This is a genomic window from Streptomyces sp. NPDC002884, from assembly GCF_040295245.1.
GTDB lineage: Bacteria > Actinomycetota > Actinomycetes > Streptomycetales > Streptomycetaceae > Streptomyces.
Genome location: NZ_JBEOVB010000013.1, coordinates 101,879 through 117,823 on the forward strand (window position 1 = coordinate 101,879; position 15,945 = coordinate 117,823).

Annotated in this window: 9 protein-coding genes and 1 pseudogene; 1 reads left to right on the plus strand and 9 read right to left on the minus strand. The window is 71.1% G+C overall.

What is annotated here, in order from left to right:
- Positions 1–134: 134 nt before the first annotated feature.
- The 6 genes from ABT070_RS25255 to ABT070_RS25280 all read right to left on the minus strand — a co-directional run bounded on the left by ABT070_RS25255 (position 135) and on the right by ABT070_RS25280 (position 10,788).
- Positions 135–1,958: a glycoside hydrolase family 15 protein gene (locus ABT070_RS25255; protein ID WP_351764129.1), complete on the minus strand. Its 1,824-nt coding sequence runs from the start codon at positions 1,956–1,958 to the stop codon at positions 135–137.
- Positions 1,959–2,149: 191 nt separating this feature from the next.
- On the minus strand, positions 2,150–4,708 hold the full coding sequence (locus ABT070_RS25260) for a beta-glucosidase (protein WP_351764130.1): 2,559 nt from the start codon (positions 4,706–4,708) through the stop codon (positions 2,150–2,152).
- Positions 4,709–4,927: 219 nt separating this feature from the next.
- Entirely contained in the window at positions 4,928–7,495 is a 2,568-nt protein-coding gene (locus ABT070_RS25265; RefSeq protein ID WP_351764131.1) for a family 78 glycoside hydrolase catalytic domain, read from the minus strand.
- A gap of 85 nt (positions 7,496–7,580) precedes the next feature.
- Positions 7,581–8,480, minus strand: coding sequence for a carbohydrate ABC transporter permease (locus ABT070_RS25270; protein ID WP_351764132.1), 900 nt, complete (start codon positions 8,478–8,480; stop codon positions 7,581–7,583).
- A gap of 3 nt (positions 8,481–8,483) precedes the next feature.
- Positions 8,484–9,368, minus strand: a complete 885-nt coding sequence (locus tag ABT070_RS25275) for a carbohydrate ABC transporter permease (RefSeq protein WP_351764133.1) — start codon at positions 9,366–9,368, stop codon at positions 8,484–8,486.
- Between the two features lie 103 nt (positions 9,369–9,471).
- The gene (locus ABT070_RS25280; RefSeq protein ID WP_351764134.1) at positions 9,472–10,788 is read right to left on the minus strand and encodes an ABC transporter substrate-binding protein; all 1,317 of its coding nucleotides are present in this window, start codon (positions 10,786–10,788) and stop codon (positions 9,472–9,474) included.
- Between the two features lie 242 nt (positions 10,789–11,030).
- On the opposite strand from ABT070_RS25280, the gene ABT070_RS25285 reads away from it, so the two are divergent.
- Positions 11,031–12,071, plus strand: a complete 1,041-nt coding sequence (locus ABT070_RS25285; protein ID WP_351764135.1) for a LacI family DNA-binding transcriptional regulator — start codon at positions 11,031–11,033, stop codon at positions 12,069–12,071.
- A 151-nt stretch (positions 12,072–12,222) separates the two neighbouring features.
- Here the strand turns inward: ABT070_RS25285 and ABT070_RS25290 are convergent.
- The 3 genes and pseudogenes from ABT070_RS25290 to ABT070_RS25300 form a co-directional block, all read right to left on the minus strand.
- Positions 12,223–12,381: pseudogene (locus ABT070_RS25290) on the minus strand (DUF6191 domain-containing protein); the annotation flags it as partial.
- Positions 12,382–12,383: 2 nt separating this feature from the next.
- A complete protein-coding gene (locus tag ABT070_RS25295; protein ID WP_351764136.1) occupies positions 12,384–13,490 on the minus strand; it encodes an NAD(P)/FAD-dependent oxidoreductase in 1,107 nt (368 codons plus the stop codon).
- Between the two features lie 167 nt (positions 13,491–13,657).
- On the minus strand, positions 13,658–15,856 hold the full coding sequence (locus ABT070_RS25300) for a beta-L-arabinofuranosidase domain-containing protein (RefSeq protein ID WP_351764137.1): 2,199 nt from the start codon (positions 15,854–15,856) through the stop codon (positions 13,658–13,660).
- Positions 15,857–15,945: the final 89 nt, after the last annotated feature.

The window sequence follows — 15,945 nt, forward strand, 5'->3', positions numbered from 1 at the left end:
CGACGGACGCACCGTGGCGGGTCGTCCTCGACGAGCACGGCGCCGTCGGCGCCAGGTCCGCCCCGCCGATCTCCCGGCCCCGCGCCGGTGGCCGCCCGTCCGCTCCCGGTGCGCCCGCGCCGGTCCGCCCGGCGTCAGCGGTGTGCGCGCGCCAGTTCCTCGTCGAGCGCGAGGGCGGAACCGATGAGGGCGAGGTGGGTGAACGCCTGCGGGAAGTTGCCGAGTTGTTCGCCGGTGGGGCCGATCTCCTCGGCGAAGAGGCCGACATGGTTGGCGTAGGTGAGCATCTTGTCGAAGGCGTAGCGGGCCTGGTCGACGCGGCCCGCCCGGGCGAGGGCGTCGACGTACAGGAAGCTGCACAGCGAGAAGGTGCCCTCGCTGCCTCGCAGGCCGTCGGGCGTGGCGGCCGGGTCGTAGCGGTAGACGAGGCTGTCGGAGACGAGTTCCCGTTCCATGGCGTCGAGGGTGGACAGCCACCGCGGGTCGCGCGGGGTGATGAAGCCGACCGCCGGCATCAGCAGGAGGGAGGCGTCCAGGACCTCGCTGCCGTAGTGCTGGACGAACGCCTCGCGCCGCCGGCTCCAGCCGCGTTCCATCACCTGACGAAGGATGGCGTCTCGGGCGGCGATCCAGCCGGACAGGTCGGCGGGGCGGGCGAAGTCCCTGGCGAGACGGATGCCGCGGTCGAAGGCCGTCCAGCACATCAGGCGGCTGTAGGTGAAGTCCTGCCGGCCGCCCCGGGTCTCCCAGATGCCCTCGTCGGGGCGGTCCCAGTTCTCCGTGAGCCAGTCCAGCAGCCCGGCCAGACTCAGCCACCCGTCGTAGCCCGCGCCGTGGACGAGGTCGTCGGTGCGGGTGAGGGCGTGCACCGCCTCGCCGTAGATGTCGAGCTGGAGCTGGTCGGCGGCGCCGTTGCCGACGCGGACGGGGGCCGAGCCCCGGTAGCCCTCCAGATGGCCGAGGATCTCCTCGGCGAGGTGGGGGTCTCCGTCGATCCGGTACATGATCTGAAGGGGTTCGCCGGTGACCGTGCGGCCGTCCCGTACGCGCTCCCCGAGCCAGTGCCGGAAGGCGAGTGCCTCGTCGGTGAAGCCCAGGCCGAGCAGGGCCTGCATCGAGAGGGAGGCGTCCCGCACCCAGGTGTAGCGGTAGTCCCAGTTGCGTTCGCCGCCGGGCTGTTCGGGCAGGCCGGCCGTCACCGCCGCGACGGGGGCGCCGGTGGGGGCGTAGGTGAGCAGCTTCAGCGTGATGGCGGACCGGTTGACCGTGTCCTGCCAGCGGCCCCGGTAGCGGCTGCGCCGGAGCCAGCGGTACCAGAAGCCCCGGGTCCCGTCGAAGTCCGCCCGCAGGCTCTCGACGGTGGGCGGGGCGGGCGGCTCGGCTCCCGTCGCGCACACGGTCAGGACCACGGCGGCCCGCTCTCCGTGGCCCAGCTCGACGGAGCCCTCGACGTCCTCGCCGTCCCGTTGCAGGGTCACCGGCCCCGCGCTCCGCAGGAACGCGTCGGTGCCCGGGCCCGAGAAGTGCGCGATGCCCGGGTGCAGGTCGAGGCGGTGCACGGCGCGGCCGTAGTCGAAGCGCGGGCGGCAGGACAGCGCGAAGCGGACCCGGCCGCGGGTCACCCGCATGACGCGGATCAGCCGGTGCCGGTCCGTCGCCGTCTCCGGACGCTCCACCGGCATGAAGTCGACGACCTCGCCGACCCCGCCGGGGGTGAGGAAGCGGGTGATCAGGACGGCGGTGTCGGCCAGGTACAACTGGCGGGTGGTGACGTCCGCCCCGTCGACCGTGACGGCGAAGTGACCGCCCCGCTCATGGTCCAGCAGCGCGGCGAAGAGGCTGGGCGAGTCGAAGCGCGGGGCGCAGAACCAGTCGACCACTCCGTCGGACGAGATGAGGGCGGCCGTCTGGAGGTCGCCGACCAGCCCGTGGTCCGCGATGGGGGGATAGCGGCGCATGGTGATCCTCTCGGCCTGCTCCGACGTTCCGGCCGGACCGGGTCCGTCACCACAAGGATCACGCCGCCCGCACGCCCCGGCACCTCGGACCGCGGGTCACCGGTCCGGCCCGGGGGGACGCCACCAGGTCGTCGAAGACCTGCGCGGCTCCCGTCGAGAGGGGGCCGGTGACCGGCGCTTCCCGACCGGGCCTACTCGACCTTGACGACGCCCGCGCACGCGATGTCGGCGACGGAGCGGCCGACGAAGACGGGCACCGTGCCGGTGGGCGTGACCCAGCGGCTCCTGGACTCGTCCCAGTACGACAGCGCGCGGCGGTCGATCTCGATCGTGACGGTCCGCCGCTCACCCGGTTCGAGCGACACCCGGGCGAACCCGACCAGCTGCCGCTCCGGGGTGTCGGTCCTGGTCGGCAGGTGGCCTCGGTAGACCTGGACGACGTCGGAGCCGGCGCGCCGGCCGGTGTTGCGCACCTCGACCCGGACCCTGGCGGTGTCCCGCGCGTCCCCGAGGTCGATGCCGTCGATCCGCAGCCGGGTGTAGGCGAAGGAGGTGTACGACAGGCCGTGGCCGAAGGGGAAGAGCGGCTTCTGACGGTGTTTGTCGAACCACTTGTAGCCGACGTAGATCCCCTCGTCGTAGGCGATGACACCGTTCGCCCCGTCGCTCTTGCCGCCCTCGTACCTGACGGGTCCCTGGTCCTCACGGGCCGGGAAGGTGACCGGGAGCCGGCCACCGGGTTCGGCGTCGCCGTACAGCACGTTCGCGAGGGCGGTGCCGGTCGCGGCGCCCTGGTACCAGCCCTGGACGACCCCCTTCACCGCACCGATCCACGGCATCAGCACGGGGCCCGAGGTGTTCAGTACGACCACGGTGTCGGGATTGACGGCGGCCACGGCCTCGATGAGCTGGTTCTGGTCGCCGGGCAGAGCGAGGGAGTCGCGGTCCACGGCCTCGCCGGTGAAGTTGTTGACGAACACCACGGCGGTGTCCGCCTTCCGCGCCGCCGCCACCGCCGCGGGAATGAGGGAGTCGGGCTGCCAGCAGAGCTTCATGCTCGGCCCGTTGAAGCCGGCGTCCTTCGTGGAGTACTCCACGGTGATCCCGACGGGCCTGCCCGCCGTCAGCCGGGTGACGCCGCCGACCGTGTACTCCTGCGGCGCGAAGAAGAAGTCCCACACGAAACGGGACGCGTCGAAGACGGTCGTCCCGTCCACGGTCACCTTGGCCGCGCCGGACAGCAGGGCCGAGAAGCGCACCCAGCCGGTGGCCGGCGGAGTGATCGTGCCCGTCCAGCGCGCGGACCACTTCCCCGGATGCGGCAGGGTGACCGGGTTGCCCCGGCGGAAGTCGACGCCGGGGGTCGTCGCGACGGCGACCGCGTCCCCCTCGAAGGCCTCGTTGTCGAAGAACTCGGCGTGCAGGCCGGGCTCTCCGTCGGGGGTGGCGAAGACGCCCGCCGGGACGACCGGCAGCGCCACGTCGCCGTAGGAGCCCTGCGCGACGAGCACGCGGCCTGCGCCCGCCTTGCCCCTGATCGCGTCGGCGGCCGTGGTGAAGTCGCCCGGTTCCACGTACGAGGAGCCCTCCACACCCGTGACGGCGTCCTTGCCGGCGGGTCCGATCACGGCGACCGTCTTCTTCTTCGACAGCGGGAGGAGCCTTCCGGCGTTCTTGAGCAGCACGGTGGCCCGCTCCCCCGTCACCCGTGCGAGCGCCTGGTGTTCCGGCGTCGTCACGACCTCGGCGGGCGCGGCGGGCAGCGGGTGGTCGAAGGCGCCGGAGGCGAAGAGCGCATACAGGATGCGGCGGGCGGCGTCGTTCGTCCGTGTCACGGGGATGCGCCCGTCGGAGAAGGCCGCCTCGGGGACGTCCGGCTCGAGCGCGCCCGAGTCGACACCCGCCTTGATGATCTCGACGGGGTCCGCCGACGGCTGGAAGTCGGTGCCCAGGTAGCCCTTCAGACCCAGGTCCTGCTTCAGGGCGGTGATGAGATGCTCGTTCTGGCAGGCGAAGACGCCGTTGACCTTGGGGTACGAGCCCATGACCGAGAGTGCGCCGCCGTCGCGGACGGCGTGTTCGAAGGCCGGGTAGTACAGCTCGCGCAGGGCCCGCTCGGAGACCCTCACGTCCAGGGAGTTCCGTCCGTCCTCCTGGTTGTAGACGGTGAAGTGCTTGACCTGGGCGATGACGTGGTTCTGCTGGAAGCCCCTGGTCACGGCGGCCCCGATCAGGCCGTTGACGAGGGGGTCCTCACCGTAGGACTCGGCCTCGCGGCCGTTGCGGGGGTCGCGGTCGATGTCGACGGTCGGGCCGAGCAGCACGTTCCAGCCCTTGGCCCGGGCCTCGGCGCCGATCGCCCGCCCGTACTCCTGCGCCAGTTCGGTGTCGAAGGTGGCGGCCAGCGCGTTCGGTGCCGGGAAGGCGGTCACGCCCTTGTCGCCGCGCAGACCGTCCGAGGCGTCCACCCGTGTCATCGCCGGGATGCCCAGGTACTCCAGGGGCAGGTGGTCCGCGACCTCCACGGCGGTGATCAGGGTGACCTTCTCGTCGTGCGTCATCGCCGCGAGGAGCAGGTCGGCACGCCGGTCCGCCGACGCGGCGGGGTCGCGCCACGGCTGCGCGGAGGGCGCGTCGCCCGCGGACCGGGTGGCGGCGGAGGCGGGGACACCGGTGGCCATGGCACCCGCGGTACCCAGCACGGCGGCGGTCACCAGCTGGCGGCGGGTCATACCTCTGAAACGATTCATTACTTCCGTACTCCTTAGGACGGGCAGGACGGGAGGTGCGGGTGCTCAGGGGTGTGGTGCGGCGGTGCGAACAGCGGTACGGGGGGCGCGGGGGTGCCGGGGCGGTACGGGGGGGGGCGGGGGCGGTGCGGGGGCGGTACGACGGGGCCGGGGCAGTACGACGGGGCCGGGCCGGGGCCACGGGGCCGGGCCGGGGCCGGTCGGCCCGGCACCGTGTATCTAGGCGGCGTCCCGGCGGACGCCGGTGGCTTCCACGAGGTGGTCCCCGGGGCCGAGTTCCACGGGCTCGCGGCCCGGGAGCTCGACCGTGCCGCGGCATCCGTCGGGCACGGTGACCCGGGCCGTCATCCCGCCCTCGGTCAGCTCCCAGGACAGGGCAGCCGTGCCGTACGGCGTCTCGTGGCGGGTGTCGGCCCAGGTGATGCCGCCTCCCGGGCGCGGCCGGTAGGCGATGGCGCGGTAGCCGGGCGCGGCGGGGGCGATGCCGCCGACGACGCGGTGCAGCCAGTCCGCGACGGCGCCGAGGGCGTAGTGGTTGAAGGAGGTCATGCCTCCGGGGTTGAGGGTGCCGTCGGGGCGCAGGCTGTCCCAGCGTTCCCAGACGGTCGTCGCGCCCTGGGTGACCGGATAGAGCCACGAGGGGCATTCGGTCTGGGTGAGCAGCCGGTAGGCGACGTCGAGGTGCCCGGTGTCGGTCAGCGCGTCGCAGATGAGGGGCGTGCCGACGAAGCCGGTGGCGATCCGGGCGTCGTCCTCCAGTACCAGCTCCGCGAGCCGGTCGCCGGCGTACCGGCGCCGGACCTCGTCGTCGAACAGGCCGAAGACGATGGCCACGGAGTACGCGGTGGGGCTGTCGCTGGTCATCCCGCCGGACGGCAGCACGTAGCGGCGCCGGAAGGCCCGGGCGACCTCGTCGGCGAGGGTGCCGTACCGCTCCGCCGCCTCGGCGTCGCCCAACTCCTCGGCGGCCCAGGAGAGATGACGGGCCGACCGGGCGAAGTAGGCGGTGGCGACGAGATGGCGGTCGGTGCGGGTGGCGGTGGGGTCGTCGGGCGGCGCGCTGGGGTCGAGCCAGTCCCCCAGTTGATATCCGGTGTCCCACAGACGGCCGGGGCCGGCCAGCCGCTCTATCAGGTCCACCCAGGCACGGCCCATGGGGAAGTGCCTGCGGAGCAGTTCGAGGTCGCCGAATCGCCGGTAGAGCACCCAGGGGGTGAGGGAGGCGACATCTCCCCAGGCCGCGCCCGGCTGGACGGGGGTCCACTGCTCGCCGCCGGGGATGACCGGCACGTACCAGGGCACCGTCCCGTCGGGGAGCTGTTCGACCGCCACGTCGGCGAGCCAGGAGTCGAGCATCCCCGCGCAGTCGTAGAGGAAGCTCGCGGTGGGGGCGAAGACCTGGAGGTCCCCCGTCCAGCCGAGGCGCTCGTCGCGGGCCGGGCAGTCGGTGGGGATGTCGACGAAGTTGCCGCGCATGCTCCACACGACGTTCTCGTGCAGGCGGTTGATCAGCGGGTCGCTGCACTCGAACCAGCCGGTGCGGACCATGTCCGTGTGGTGGACCAGGGCGGTCACCGCGCCGTCGGTCAACTCCCCGGGCCACCCCGCGACTTCGGCGTAGCGAAAGCCGTGCAGGGTGAAGCGCGGCTGCCAGGTGCGCGGTCCGTCGCCCGCCAGCACGTAGGTGTCGGTGGCGGTGGCGCCGCGCAACGGGCGGGTGGCCAGTTCGCCGTCCTGGAGGATTTCGGCATGGCGCAGGGTGAGGGTGGTCCCGGCCGGCCCGTCGACGGTGAGGCGGAGGCGGCCCACGAGGTTCTGGCCGAAGTCGAGCAGGTGGCGGCCGCCGCCCTTGGGCGTCACGGATACCGGGGTCACCTCCTCGGTGCAGCGCACCGGCGGGCCCTGGGGGGCGATGAGCGTGCGGGGGTCCCTGCTCCCCACGGCGACGGGCGTCCCGTCCGCCGAGGCTCCGGGCGTCGCCCAGGCGGGGTCGTCGAGACGGGCGTCGAAGGCCTCCCCCTCGTACAGGCCGCTGAAGAGGATCGGCCCGGGGGCGGCGGTCCAGGAGCCGTCGGTGGCGAGGACCGTGGTCGTGCCGTCGTCGTGGGTGACCTCCAGCTGGGCGATCAGGGAGAGGTCGGTGCCGTAGAGGTTGCGGGTGCCTCCGTCGAAACCGAGGCGGCCGCGGTACCAGCCGTCGGCGAGCCAGGCGCCGAGGGTGTTGGCGCCTTCGGTGAGGTGGTCGGTCACGTCGTGGGTGCGGTACCGCAGACGCTCGCCGTACACCGTCCAGCCGGGAGACAGCGCGTCGTCACCGACCCGCCTGCCGTTGAGCTCCGCCTCGTACAGGCCGTGCGCGGTCACGTAGAGGCGGGCGCGGGCGACGGGCCGTGCCAGGGTGAAGTCCTTGCGCACCCGGGCCGGCCGGCGGTCGCTGTCGGGGTCCTCCCTCCAGGCCGGGCCCACGGGGACGGCCCTCCAGTCGGACGGTTCCAGCAGGCCCGCCTCGACCACGCGGGCCGGGCTCCAGTCCGACGGTTCCCCGCCGCCGCCCGTCCACACGCGCACCCGGACGGTGACGCGCTCGCGGGAGGTGAGGGGCTCGCCGGGCCACGGGACGAGGATCTGGTCGGCGCTGTCGACACGGCCGGTGCGGTGTTCGCGGCCGTCGCGGTCGAGCTCGATCTCGTAGCCGTCCTGGCTGCCGGCGCCGGCCGGCAGCGTCCAGGACAGCCGTGGGGCGGCGACACCGATACCGAGGCCGTCGGGCAGGTGCTCGAACGACACCGGGGCAGGCTGAAGGGACATCAAAGGGGGACCTTCCGTGAGGGGCGGTGCGACGACCGGCGTGGTGGGGGGAGTTGAGCGGGTGTCAGCCCTTGACGGCTCCGCCGGTCAGGCCCTTCATGACCTTCTGGTTGAGGAACAGGTAGATCACGAGCGTGCCGAAGACGTTGATGCAGATGGCCGCGAACAGCGGTCCGTACTGCGTGGCGCCGAAGTCGCCGGTGAAGTTGAGCAGACCGACCTGGACGGTGCGCAGGTCCTGGTCGTTGGTGAAGGTCAGCGCGATGAGCAGGTCGTTCCAGATGAAGAAGAACTGCACCAGGCCGACGGTGAGGACGGCGTTGCGGACCATGGGGAGGCTGATGCTCCAGAAGGCCCGCAGGATGCCGGCGCCGTCGATGGTGGCCGCCTCGAACAGCTCGCGGGGCACGGTCCGGTAGTACGTGGCCATCATGAAGACGGTCAGCGGCAGACCGGTGCCGGTGTAGGTGAGGATCAGCGGCCACAGGGTGCCCGACAGCCCGGCCTGGAAGTACACCGTGAACAGGGGCAGCAGGATCATCTGGGAGGGCACCATGATGCCCGTCAGGAAGATCAGCAGGGTGAAACCGCGGCCCTTCCACACCATGATCTGGAGGGCGAACCCCGCCGCGGTGCCGAGCAGCAGGATCAGCGCGAGGGACGGGAGAACGGCCAGCAGGCTGTTCCGCACGTACAGACCGATGTGGCCGGTGGTCCAGGCCTCGCCGTAGTTCCCCCACTCCCAGGTCGAGGGCAGACTCCAGGTGGAGTTGTTCAGGTAGTCGCTGTTGGACTTCAGCGAGGTCAGGAACATCCACAGCAGCGGGTAGATCTCGACGACGAGCAGCAGTGCGACGACGGCCTTCACCCAGATCCGACCGGGACGGCGGCGCCGCGGACGGGTGCCGGAGGGCGGCCTGCCGCCGCGGGAGGCGTGCTTGCGAAGTGGCGTGTCGATGGCCATGGCTCAGCCCTTCGTGAGGTCGCGCCGCGAGACGCGGAAGACGACCAGGGTCACCAGCAGACACACCACCGTCAGCAGCAGCGCGATGGTGCTTCCGTAGCCGTAGTCGCTGTACGTGAACGACGTCTGGAACATGTAGAGGGTCAGCGGGGTGGTGGCGTTGCCGGGACCGCCGTTGGTGAGGGCGACGATGGAGTCGAAGACCTTCAGCGTGCCGTTGATGCTGAAGATGAGGGACGACATCAGCACGGGGAAGGAAAGGGGCAGCACGATGTGCCGTACCAGCCGCAGCCCCGACGCCCCGTCCAGGCGGGCCGACTCCAGGACTTCCTCGGGGATGTCGACCAGGCCCGCGAAGAGCAGGACGGCGTAGAACCCCATCGAGCGCCAGACGTCCATGACGACCAGGACCCAGAAGGCGTGCCCGGCCGTGCCGAACCAGTCGATCGAGTCCAGGCCGACGGCGTTGAGCAGCGAGTTGACCGGGCCTGTCTGCGGGGCGACCTGGAACAGCTTCTGGAAGAGCAGGCCGACCGCCACGGTCGGCAGGACGACCGGGAAGAACACCAGGGTGCGGACCAGCGCCGAGGCGCGCTTGAGGAAGAAGACGTACAGCAGGGCGAGCAGATAGCCGGCGAGGACCTGCCCGGCGGTCACGACGAGGGCGTACTTGAGCGTGAACCAGAGCGCGTCACGGACGGCCGGGTCCTCGAAGAGGTGCGTGAAGTTGGCGACACCGTTGCCGGTGAAGCCGTCGATGGTGTTGCCCTTGGTGAAGGAGTAACCCAGTGACCACACCATCGGGATCAGCATGACGAGGGAGTAGACGAGGAGTGCGGGACCTATCAGGATCGCGATGGCCCTGCGGTCACCGAGTACGCGGTGCATGGGTGGTGTCCACTTCGTTGAGGTGAAGAGGCCTGCCGGTGAGGTGCGGGGCGCGGCCCGGGAGCGGTGGGGAGACGGCCCCCGGGCCGCGGGCGCCCGTGTCTCACTTGCTCGACAGGGCGTCCTGCACGGTCTGCATGAACTTCTCCGCACTCATGCCGCCGCTCGCCAGGCTCGCCGCGTTGGTCTGGCTCACGGTCGTCGCCTTGGTGCTGAACAGGGCCTCGAACCACAGGACGTTCTGCTTCGACTCGCCGATGGTCGTACGGACCTGCCGGGTGATCTCGTTCGGGTCGTCGACCGGAGTGTTGGCCTTGAAACCGGAGATGGAGCCCTGGTCCTTCAGCGCGGTGCTGCCGTAGTTCTCACCGATGCACTTCACCCAGGCGCCGACCTTGCTGTCGAAGGTCTTGTCGCCCAGGGTCATCGCCAGGCCGACGTTCGAGGGGTACTGGTCGATGGACCCCTTGCCGCCGGAAACGGCCGGGAACGGCATGAAGCCGATGTTCTCGGCGCCCACCTTGTTCTGCTCGGGGTCGGCGATGTTCGTCAGTGCCCAGCTGCCCATGTAGAACATGGCGGCCTTGCCCGTGAGGAACGTGTTGAACGCCGTGTCGTAGTCGATCGATCCGACGCCCTTGCCGAAGTAGCCCTTCTTGCCCAGGTCTGCGACCTCCTCGGCCGCCTTCACATAGGCCGGGTCGGTCAGTTTCGCCTTGCCGTCGGCGACGTCCTTGAGCGCGTCGGGGCCGAGGCTGCGGTAGAGGTAGGCGCTGACCAGCCGGGTGATCGGCCAGCCCTGCTGCCCGGAGGCCGAGAACGGCTGCACACCCTTCGACTCCAGCGCGGCGGCGTCGGCCACCAGAGCGTCCCAGGTCGTGGGCACCGACAGCCCGTTGTCGCTGAAGATCTTCTTGTTGTAGAAGATGCCCTCGATGTTGTACTCGTACGGCAGGACCTCGACCTTGCCGCCGTACAGGGCCTTGATGGTGGAGATGGCGGACGGCTCGATCCGGTCGTAGACACCCAGTTCCTTCAGCTTCTTCTCCAGGTCCGCGATCTTGCCGGACTTGTATAGCTGATCGGTCAGGGCGGGCGCGTTGCCCGCCGCGAACTGCACGGGCAGGGCGTTCTGGCCGGCGAGCAGCTGGAGTTTCTGGTCCAGGCTGGTCTGCGGGACGGTGTCCACCTTCAGCGGCAGCGCCTTGTTCTCCGCCGAGCAGGCGCCCTTCGACAACGTACCCAGGGCGGTCTTCACCGTGGTGTTCTCGACGTTCGTGAGGTAGCTGAAGTCCTTCGGTGCGGAAGCGGAGCCTCCGCCCGTGCCGCCGCACGCGGACACGAATACGGCGACCACGGCGGTGCTCGCGGTCAGACCGATGATCCGTGCCCTTCTGGCACGGGACGAGTCGATGATCACTTGGCTTCCCTGTCGTCGGGCGGAGCGGGGGTGTGGGACGGCCGGTGCGAGGGGGCGGTCCGATCGGCCGGGTCTTTGTATAACGTTCTCCACGAGAAGTGGCACTACAGTGCACTCCACCCACTGTTGCGTCAAGACATCAGGCCGTAACATCGCAGAAAGACGGTCGACAGCTCTCCGACCGACGCAAGCGATGATGTAGATCGTTGTATAGGTCACCAGGAATCGGGGGTACGCCACGTATGGACTCCACGCCGAAGCGGAAACGCGTGACGATCACGGACGTGGCGCGGCACGCCGGCGTGTCCACGGCGGCGGTCTCCAAAGTGCTGCGCAACGCCTACGGGGTGAGCCCCGCCATGCAGGAGCGGGTCCGCGCCGCCATGGCCGAACTCGACTACCGGCCGCACGCCGCGGCCCGGGGCATGCGAGGGCGCACCTACACGATCGGCGTCCTGCTGGACAACATCCGCAACGCCTTCTTCGCCGACATCCTCGACGGGATCCGCGACCAGCTGCACGACAGCGACTACACCGTCCTGATCGGGGCGGCCGGATTCGGAGCGGACAACCAGTCCAGGACCATCCGGTCCATGGCGGACCGCCAGATGGACGGCCTGATCCTGATCGCCCCGGGAGCGCCGCGCAGCGAGGTCCTCACCATGGCGGCCGCCACCCCCACGGTCGTCATCGGCCACCACGACACCGCCGACGTCCACGATTCGGTCGTGGACGCGGACGGCACCGGAGCGGGACTCGTGGTGGACCACCTCGTGTCCCTGGGCCACCGCCGCATCGCCCTCGTCGCCTCGCCCGGGACCAGGGCGAGCCTGTGGAAGCGCACTCCGGAAATCGTGCTGACCAGTGGCTATCTGGAGGCCATGGAGCGGCACGGCCTCCAGGAGTTCGCCCATGTCCTGCAGGCCGCCTACTCCGACGACGGCGGCTACAAGGCCGGCATGCAGCTGCTGACCGGCGAGGAGCCGCCCACGGCCATCATGACCGGTGCGGACGTGGCCGCCCTCGGCGTCCTGCGCGCCGCCGACGGGCTGGGGCTGCGCGTCCCGCAGGACCTGTCCCTGGCCGGCTACAACAACACCGCCATCGCGGCCCTGACTCCCGTACAGCTCACCAGCGTCGACCAGGCCGGCCACACGATGGGCGCCACCGCCGCGAAGATGCTCATCGAGCGCGTGGAGGGGCAACGGGATCGCGCCCAGCAGACCACGATGACGCCTCGCCTCGTCGTCCGCCGCAGCACGGCGGCGCCCCGCACCCCTTGACGACAGAGGCCGTCAGGCACCGCAGGACGCACGGGAGTTCGGCGGCACCGCCATGGTGGATCACCCATGGCGGTGGACCCGCGACCGATTCACCTCGTCCCGGCAGGCAGAAGGCTCGCGACCGACCATGATCCGGGCCGCGCGACCACCGGCCGCCCCGCGGCATCCGCACGACCGCGACCCCGCCCTCCAGGGCCACCGTCGTTCGGTTCGCCGGCGCGTCGTCCTCCTCGTCGTCCCGCGTCGCCGGAGCCGACCGGCGCTCCTCGAGTTCGTTCTGCTTGCCGGGCGAGAAGCTCGCGTGGAGCCGGTTCAGCCGGCGCTGTAGCCGAGTTGGCGTCTCATGTACGGGGTCATGAGGGTCTTCGCCTTCGCCGTCACGGAGGTGCGGCTGCCGAGCACGGCGCTCTCGCCGCCCGGCACGGGCAGCACGGTCAGCCCGTCGGCCGGGCCGAAGGGCACGATGAGCGGGGTGCGCCGGGCCGGCCGGTAGAGGCGGGGCTCCTTGCGGTGCCTGCCGGAACTCTTCAGGTGGACGCGGATGTTGTGCGCGGCGAGATCGGCCTGGGCCAGCGCCGCAGGGGTGATCTTGAGTTCGGTGGCGTCGTTCACGTCGCCGACCGCGAACACGTCCGGGCGCCCGTCGACCCTGAGCCTGCGGTCGACCTTGATGTGACCGGCCGGGTTCAGCCAGTCGCCGTGTCCGGCCAGCCGCAGCCAGAGCGTGTTGGGTGTGGTGCCCGTCGCCCAGAAGGAGAGGTCCGCGCCGATGACGTTGCCGCGCGCGTCGCGATAGGTGCCGAAGTCGTTTCCGGGGGACATGAACGAGTCGAGCCGCACCTCCACGTCGTGGGACTCCAGCCAGGCCAGCGCTCGGCGTCCGGCCCGCTCACTGCCGGCGGAGTCGAGCAGCGCCGCCCCGGCGTGGGCGAGCGTGACCCGGGCGTCCGGCCGGGCCAGACGTATCTCCGCGCTGAGCTCGACGCCGGAGGGCCCACCGCCGACGACGAGGACGTGTTCGGCGGCGGCGATCTTGCGCTGGTGGCCGGCGAAGGACTTGATCGTCTCCTCGGTGGTGGTGCCGGTGAAACGGGCCGGTTCGGGGTAGTCGGCGCCGGTGGCGATCACGACGACGTCGTAGGGAAGCCGTTCGCCGGTCGCCAGGACGACCTGCTGTTCGGCCGTGTCGACGCGCACCGCCTTGCCCACGACCACCCGGCCCTCGCGCAGCAGCCGGTCGTACGGAATGAAGGGGGTGACCGACCACTCCGGACGCACGCCGGCCCGGAGCGAGGCGATGCGGTGGAAGAAGACCTCCTTGCGGTCGACCAAGGTGACCCGGGCCGTCGTGTCCAGCCGTTTCGCGAGCCGGACGCCCGCGTAGCCGCCGCCGATCACCACTATGTCGCCGTCGCGCACGCGCGTCTCCTGTGCAGGGGGGAAGTGAGCGGCGCGCCGTGGGGGCTTCCTCGGCCACTCGAACTGCCGACGAGCGTAGCGCTTGAACTTTTAAGCTCCCGTGGAGCCGTGTGCAGCTGTGTGCACGTTCGGTGAAGCCGTGAAACCGCGACGTCATGAAGCCGTCCTCAGCGGCGCAGGTCCGCCGCGACCGCGGCCGTGACGACGCGGTCCCGTTCGGACAGGGTGAAACGGCCCTCCGCCAGCCAGCCGTCGGCCAGGGCGCGCACCGCGTCCACGAAACGGGCGGAGGTCGCGAACGGCGCCTGCTCCCAGAGGACGTCGAGGAAGGTCAGGCCGTCCCCGCGGGCGCGGTTCGCCACCCCCGAGTCGGTGGCGCCGAAGACGACGACCGGCTCGGTACGGCGGAAGTAGGCGTGGTAGGCGGCGTCGTCCGCGACATGGAACGGGGCCAGGGTCAGGCCGTGCGTGGTGAAGTACTGGGGGCGGCCCTCCGGTCGGACCGCGTCGGCCAGGTCGCCCCGCAACGTGAAGTCGCGGTAGAAGGAGAACTGCCGGAATGCCGTCTCCCGACTCCGCGCGACCAGCAGGACCGGACCGTGGAACAGCGACTGGACGGTGGGGTCGTCCAGCGCCCTCTCGACGCGCAGGCGGTAGGGGGCCGAGATCGTGACCCGGTCGCCGCGCCGCCAGTTCCTGCTCAGGGTGAGGTAGCTGCCGGGCACCGCCAGGGCCTGCTGCCGGACGCCGTTGACCGCGACGGTGAAGCCCGCCGTGGCCCAGGACGGCACCCTCAGCTTCAGGTCGAGTGCGCCGCCGCCCTCACGGAACGTCAGGGTGCGCACGCCCTCGGCCGGGTAGGTGCTCGCCTGCTCGATGACGAGCCCCCGCTCAGGAAGGCGCAGGGTGGAGGCGAGGTAGAGGTTGACGTAGACCGCGTTGCCGTCGGCGGAGCGGAAGTAGACCGAGTCCTGGTACTTGGTGTGGTTCTCCATACCGGTGCCGCCGCAGCAGGTGCCGGTGTTGTCGTACTCCCGCACCACCCCCGGGCCCATGCCGACGAAGTAGGTGACCTCCGGACTGACCGTGCTCGCGGTGTCCCGGCGCGAGGCGAGGATGTGGTTGGTCAGGCCCCGCTCGTAGTGGTCCATGTAGGCGGGGTCCGGCTCGTGGAAGAACAACTGCCTGCTCAGCTTGAGCAGGTTGTACGTCGCGCAGGTCTCGGCGTTGTTGTCGCCGAGGGTGGCCGCGACGGCGTTCCGGGCCCGGAACATCTCGCCCTGGCCCGTGCCGCCCTGACTGTACGTCCGGGGGCCCGCCACCATGTGCCAGAAGTTGCGGGCCGCGGTCGCGTACTTCTCGTCCCCCGTGTGGTCGAACAGCCGCGCATAGCCGGTGAACTGGGGAATGTGCTGGTTGGCGTGGCGGCCGTCCAGGATGTCCCGGTCGCCGGCACAGGCGTCCAGCAGCGCGGTGTTGTCGAAGCAGCGGGCGGCGGTGAGGTGCTCCGCCCGTCCGGTGAGGGCGTGCAGGTCCGCCATCACCTCGTTCATCCCGCCGTACTCGCCGGCGATGTAGATCGACCACATGCGCTCCAGCTGCGCCTTCGGCAGCCGGCCCAGCCTGCTGTGCACCCAGTCGCCCATCTTCGAGGCGATGGCGAGGGCCTGTGCGTTCCCGCCCAGTGCGTACGCGTCGAGGAGTCCGCGCATGATCTTGTGGCAGGTGTAGTAGGGCGCCCAGATGGTGGGGTAGGTCGTGTAGCTCTCGAGCAGGACGAACTGTGTCTCCGGGTACGCCGCCAGATAGCCGGGGTGGCTCGGTTTAGGCGAGCCGTGGTCGGCCAGGGCCTGCTGGCACTCGCCGAGCGCGGCGACCAGGAGGTCGAGCTTGGTCTTGAGCGCCGCCTCGCGCGTGTCGGCGTACGCCTGGGCGACGAGGGTGAGGAAGTGACCGCCGTAGTGGCCGCGCAGATTGCCGTCGGCGCTCTCCCAGCCGCCCGGCGGCCGGGCCCCTCGGGTGTCGAGCCCCGCGTTGGCCCGGAAGACGGCCAGGATGCGGTCGGCCGGGTAGGCCCTGGCGTAGTCGAGCATCAGATCGCGCTTGCGGCGGAAGACGCTGTCGCCGAGCGTCACCTGGTCCAGCGGGAAGGGATGCACCGCCCAGGTCGGCGGGGCGGATGCCGGGACAGCGGTGGCCGGGACAGCGGCGGCCGGGACGTGCGCCGGAGGCCCGGCGAGCGGCGTGGTGGTGGAAGCGGCGGCGGGGGTACGGGCTGCCGCCGGGGTCGCTTGCAGCAGCGGGACGGCGGCCGCGGTCCCGGCGGCCAGCCTCAACAGGCGTCGGCGAGTGGGGGGTTGGGACATGCTGGGCTCCGTTTGTGTGTGGGGGGGGGACGGATCGGCATGGTCGTGGAACGCGTTGCAGGGGTGCCGCCCGGCCTCATGGGCACGAA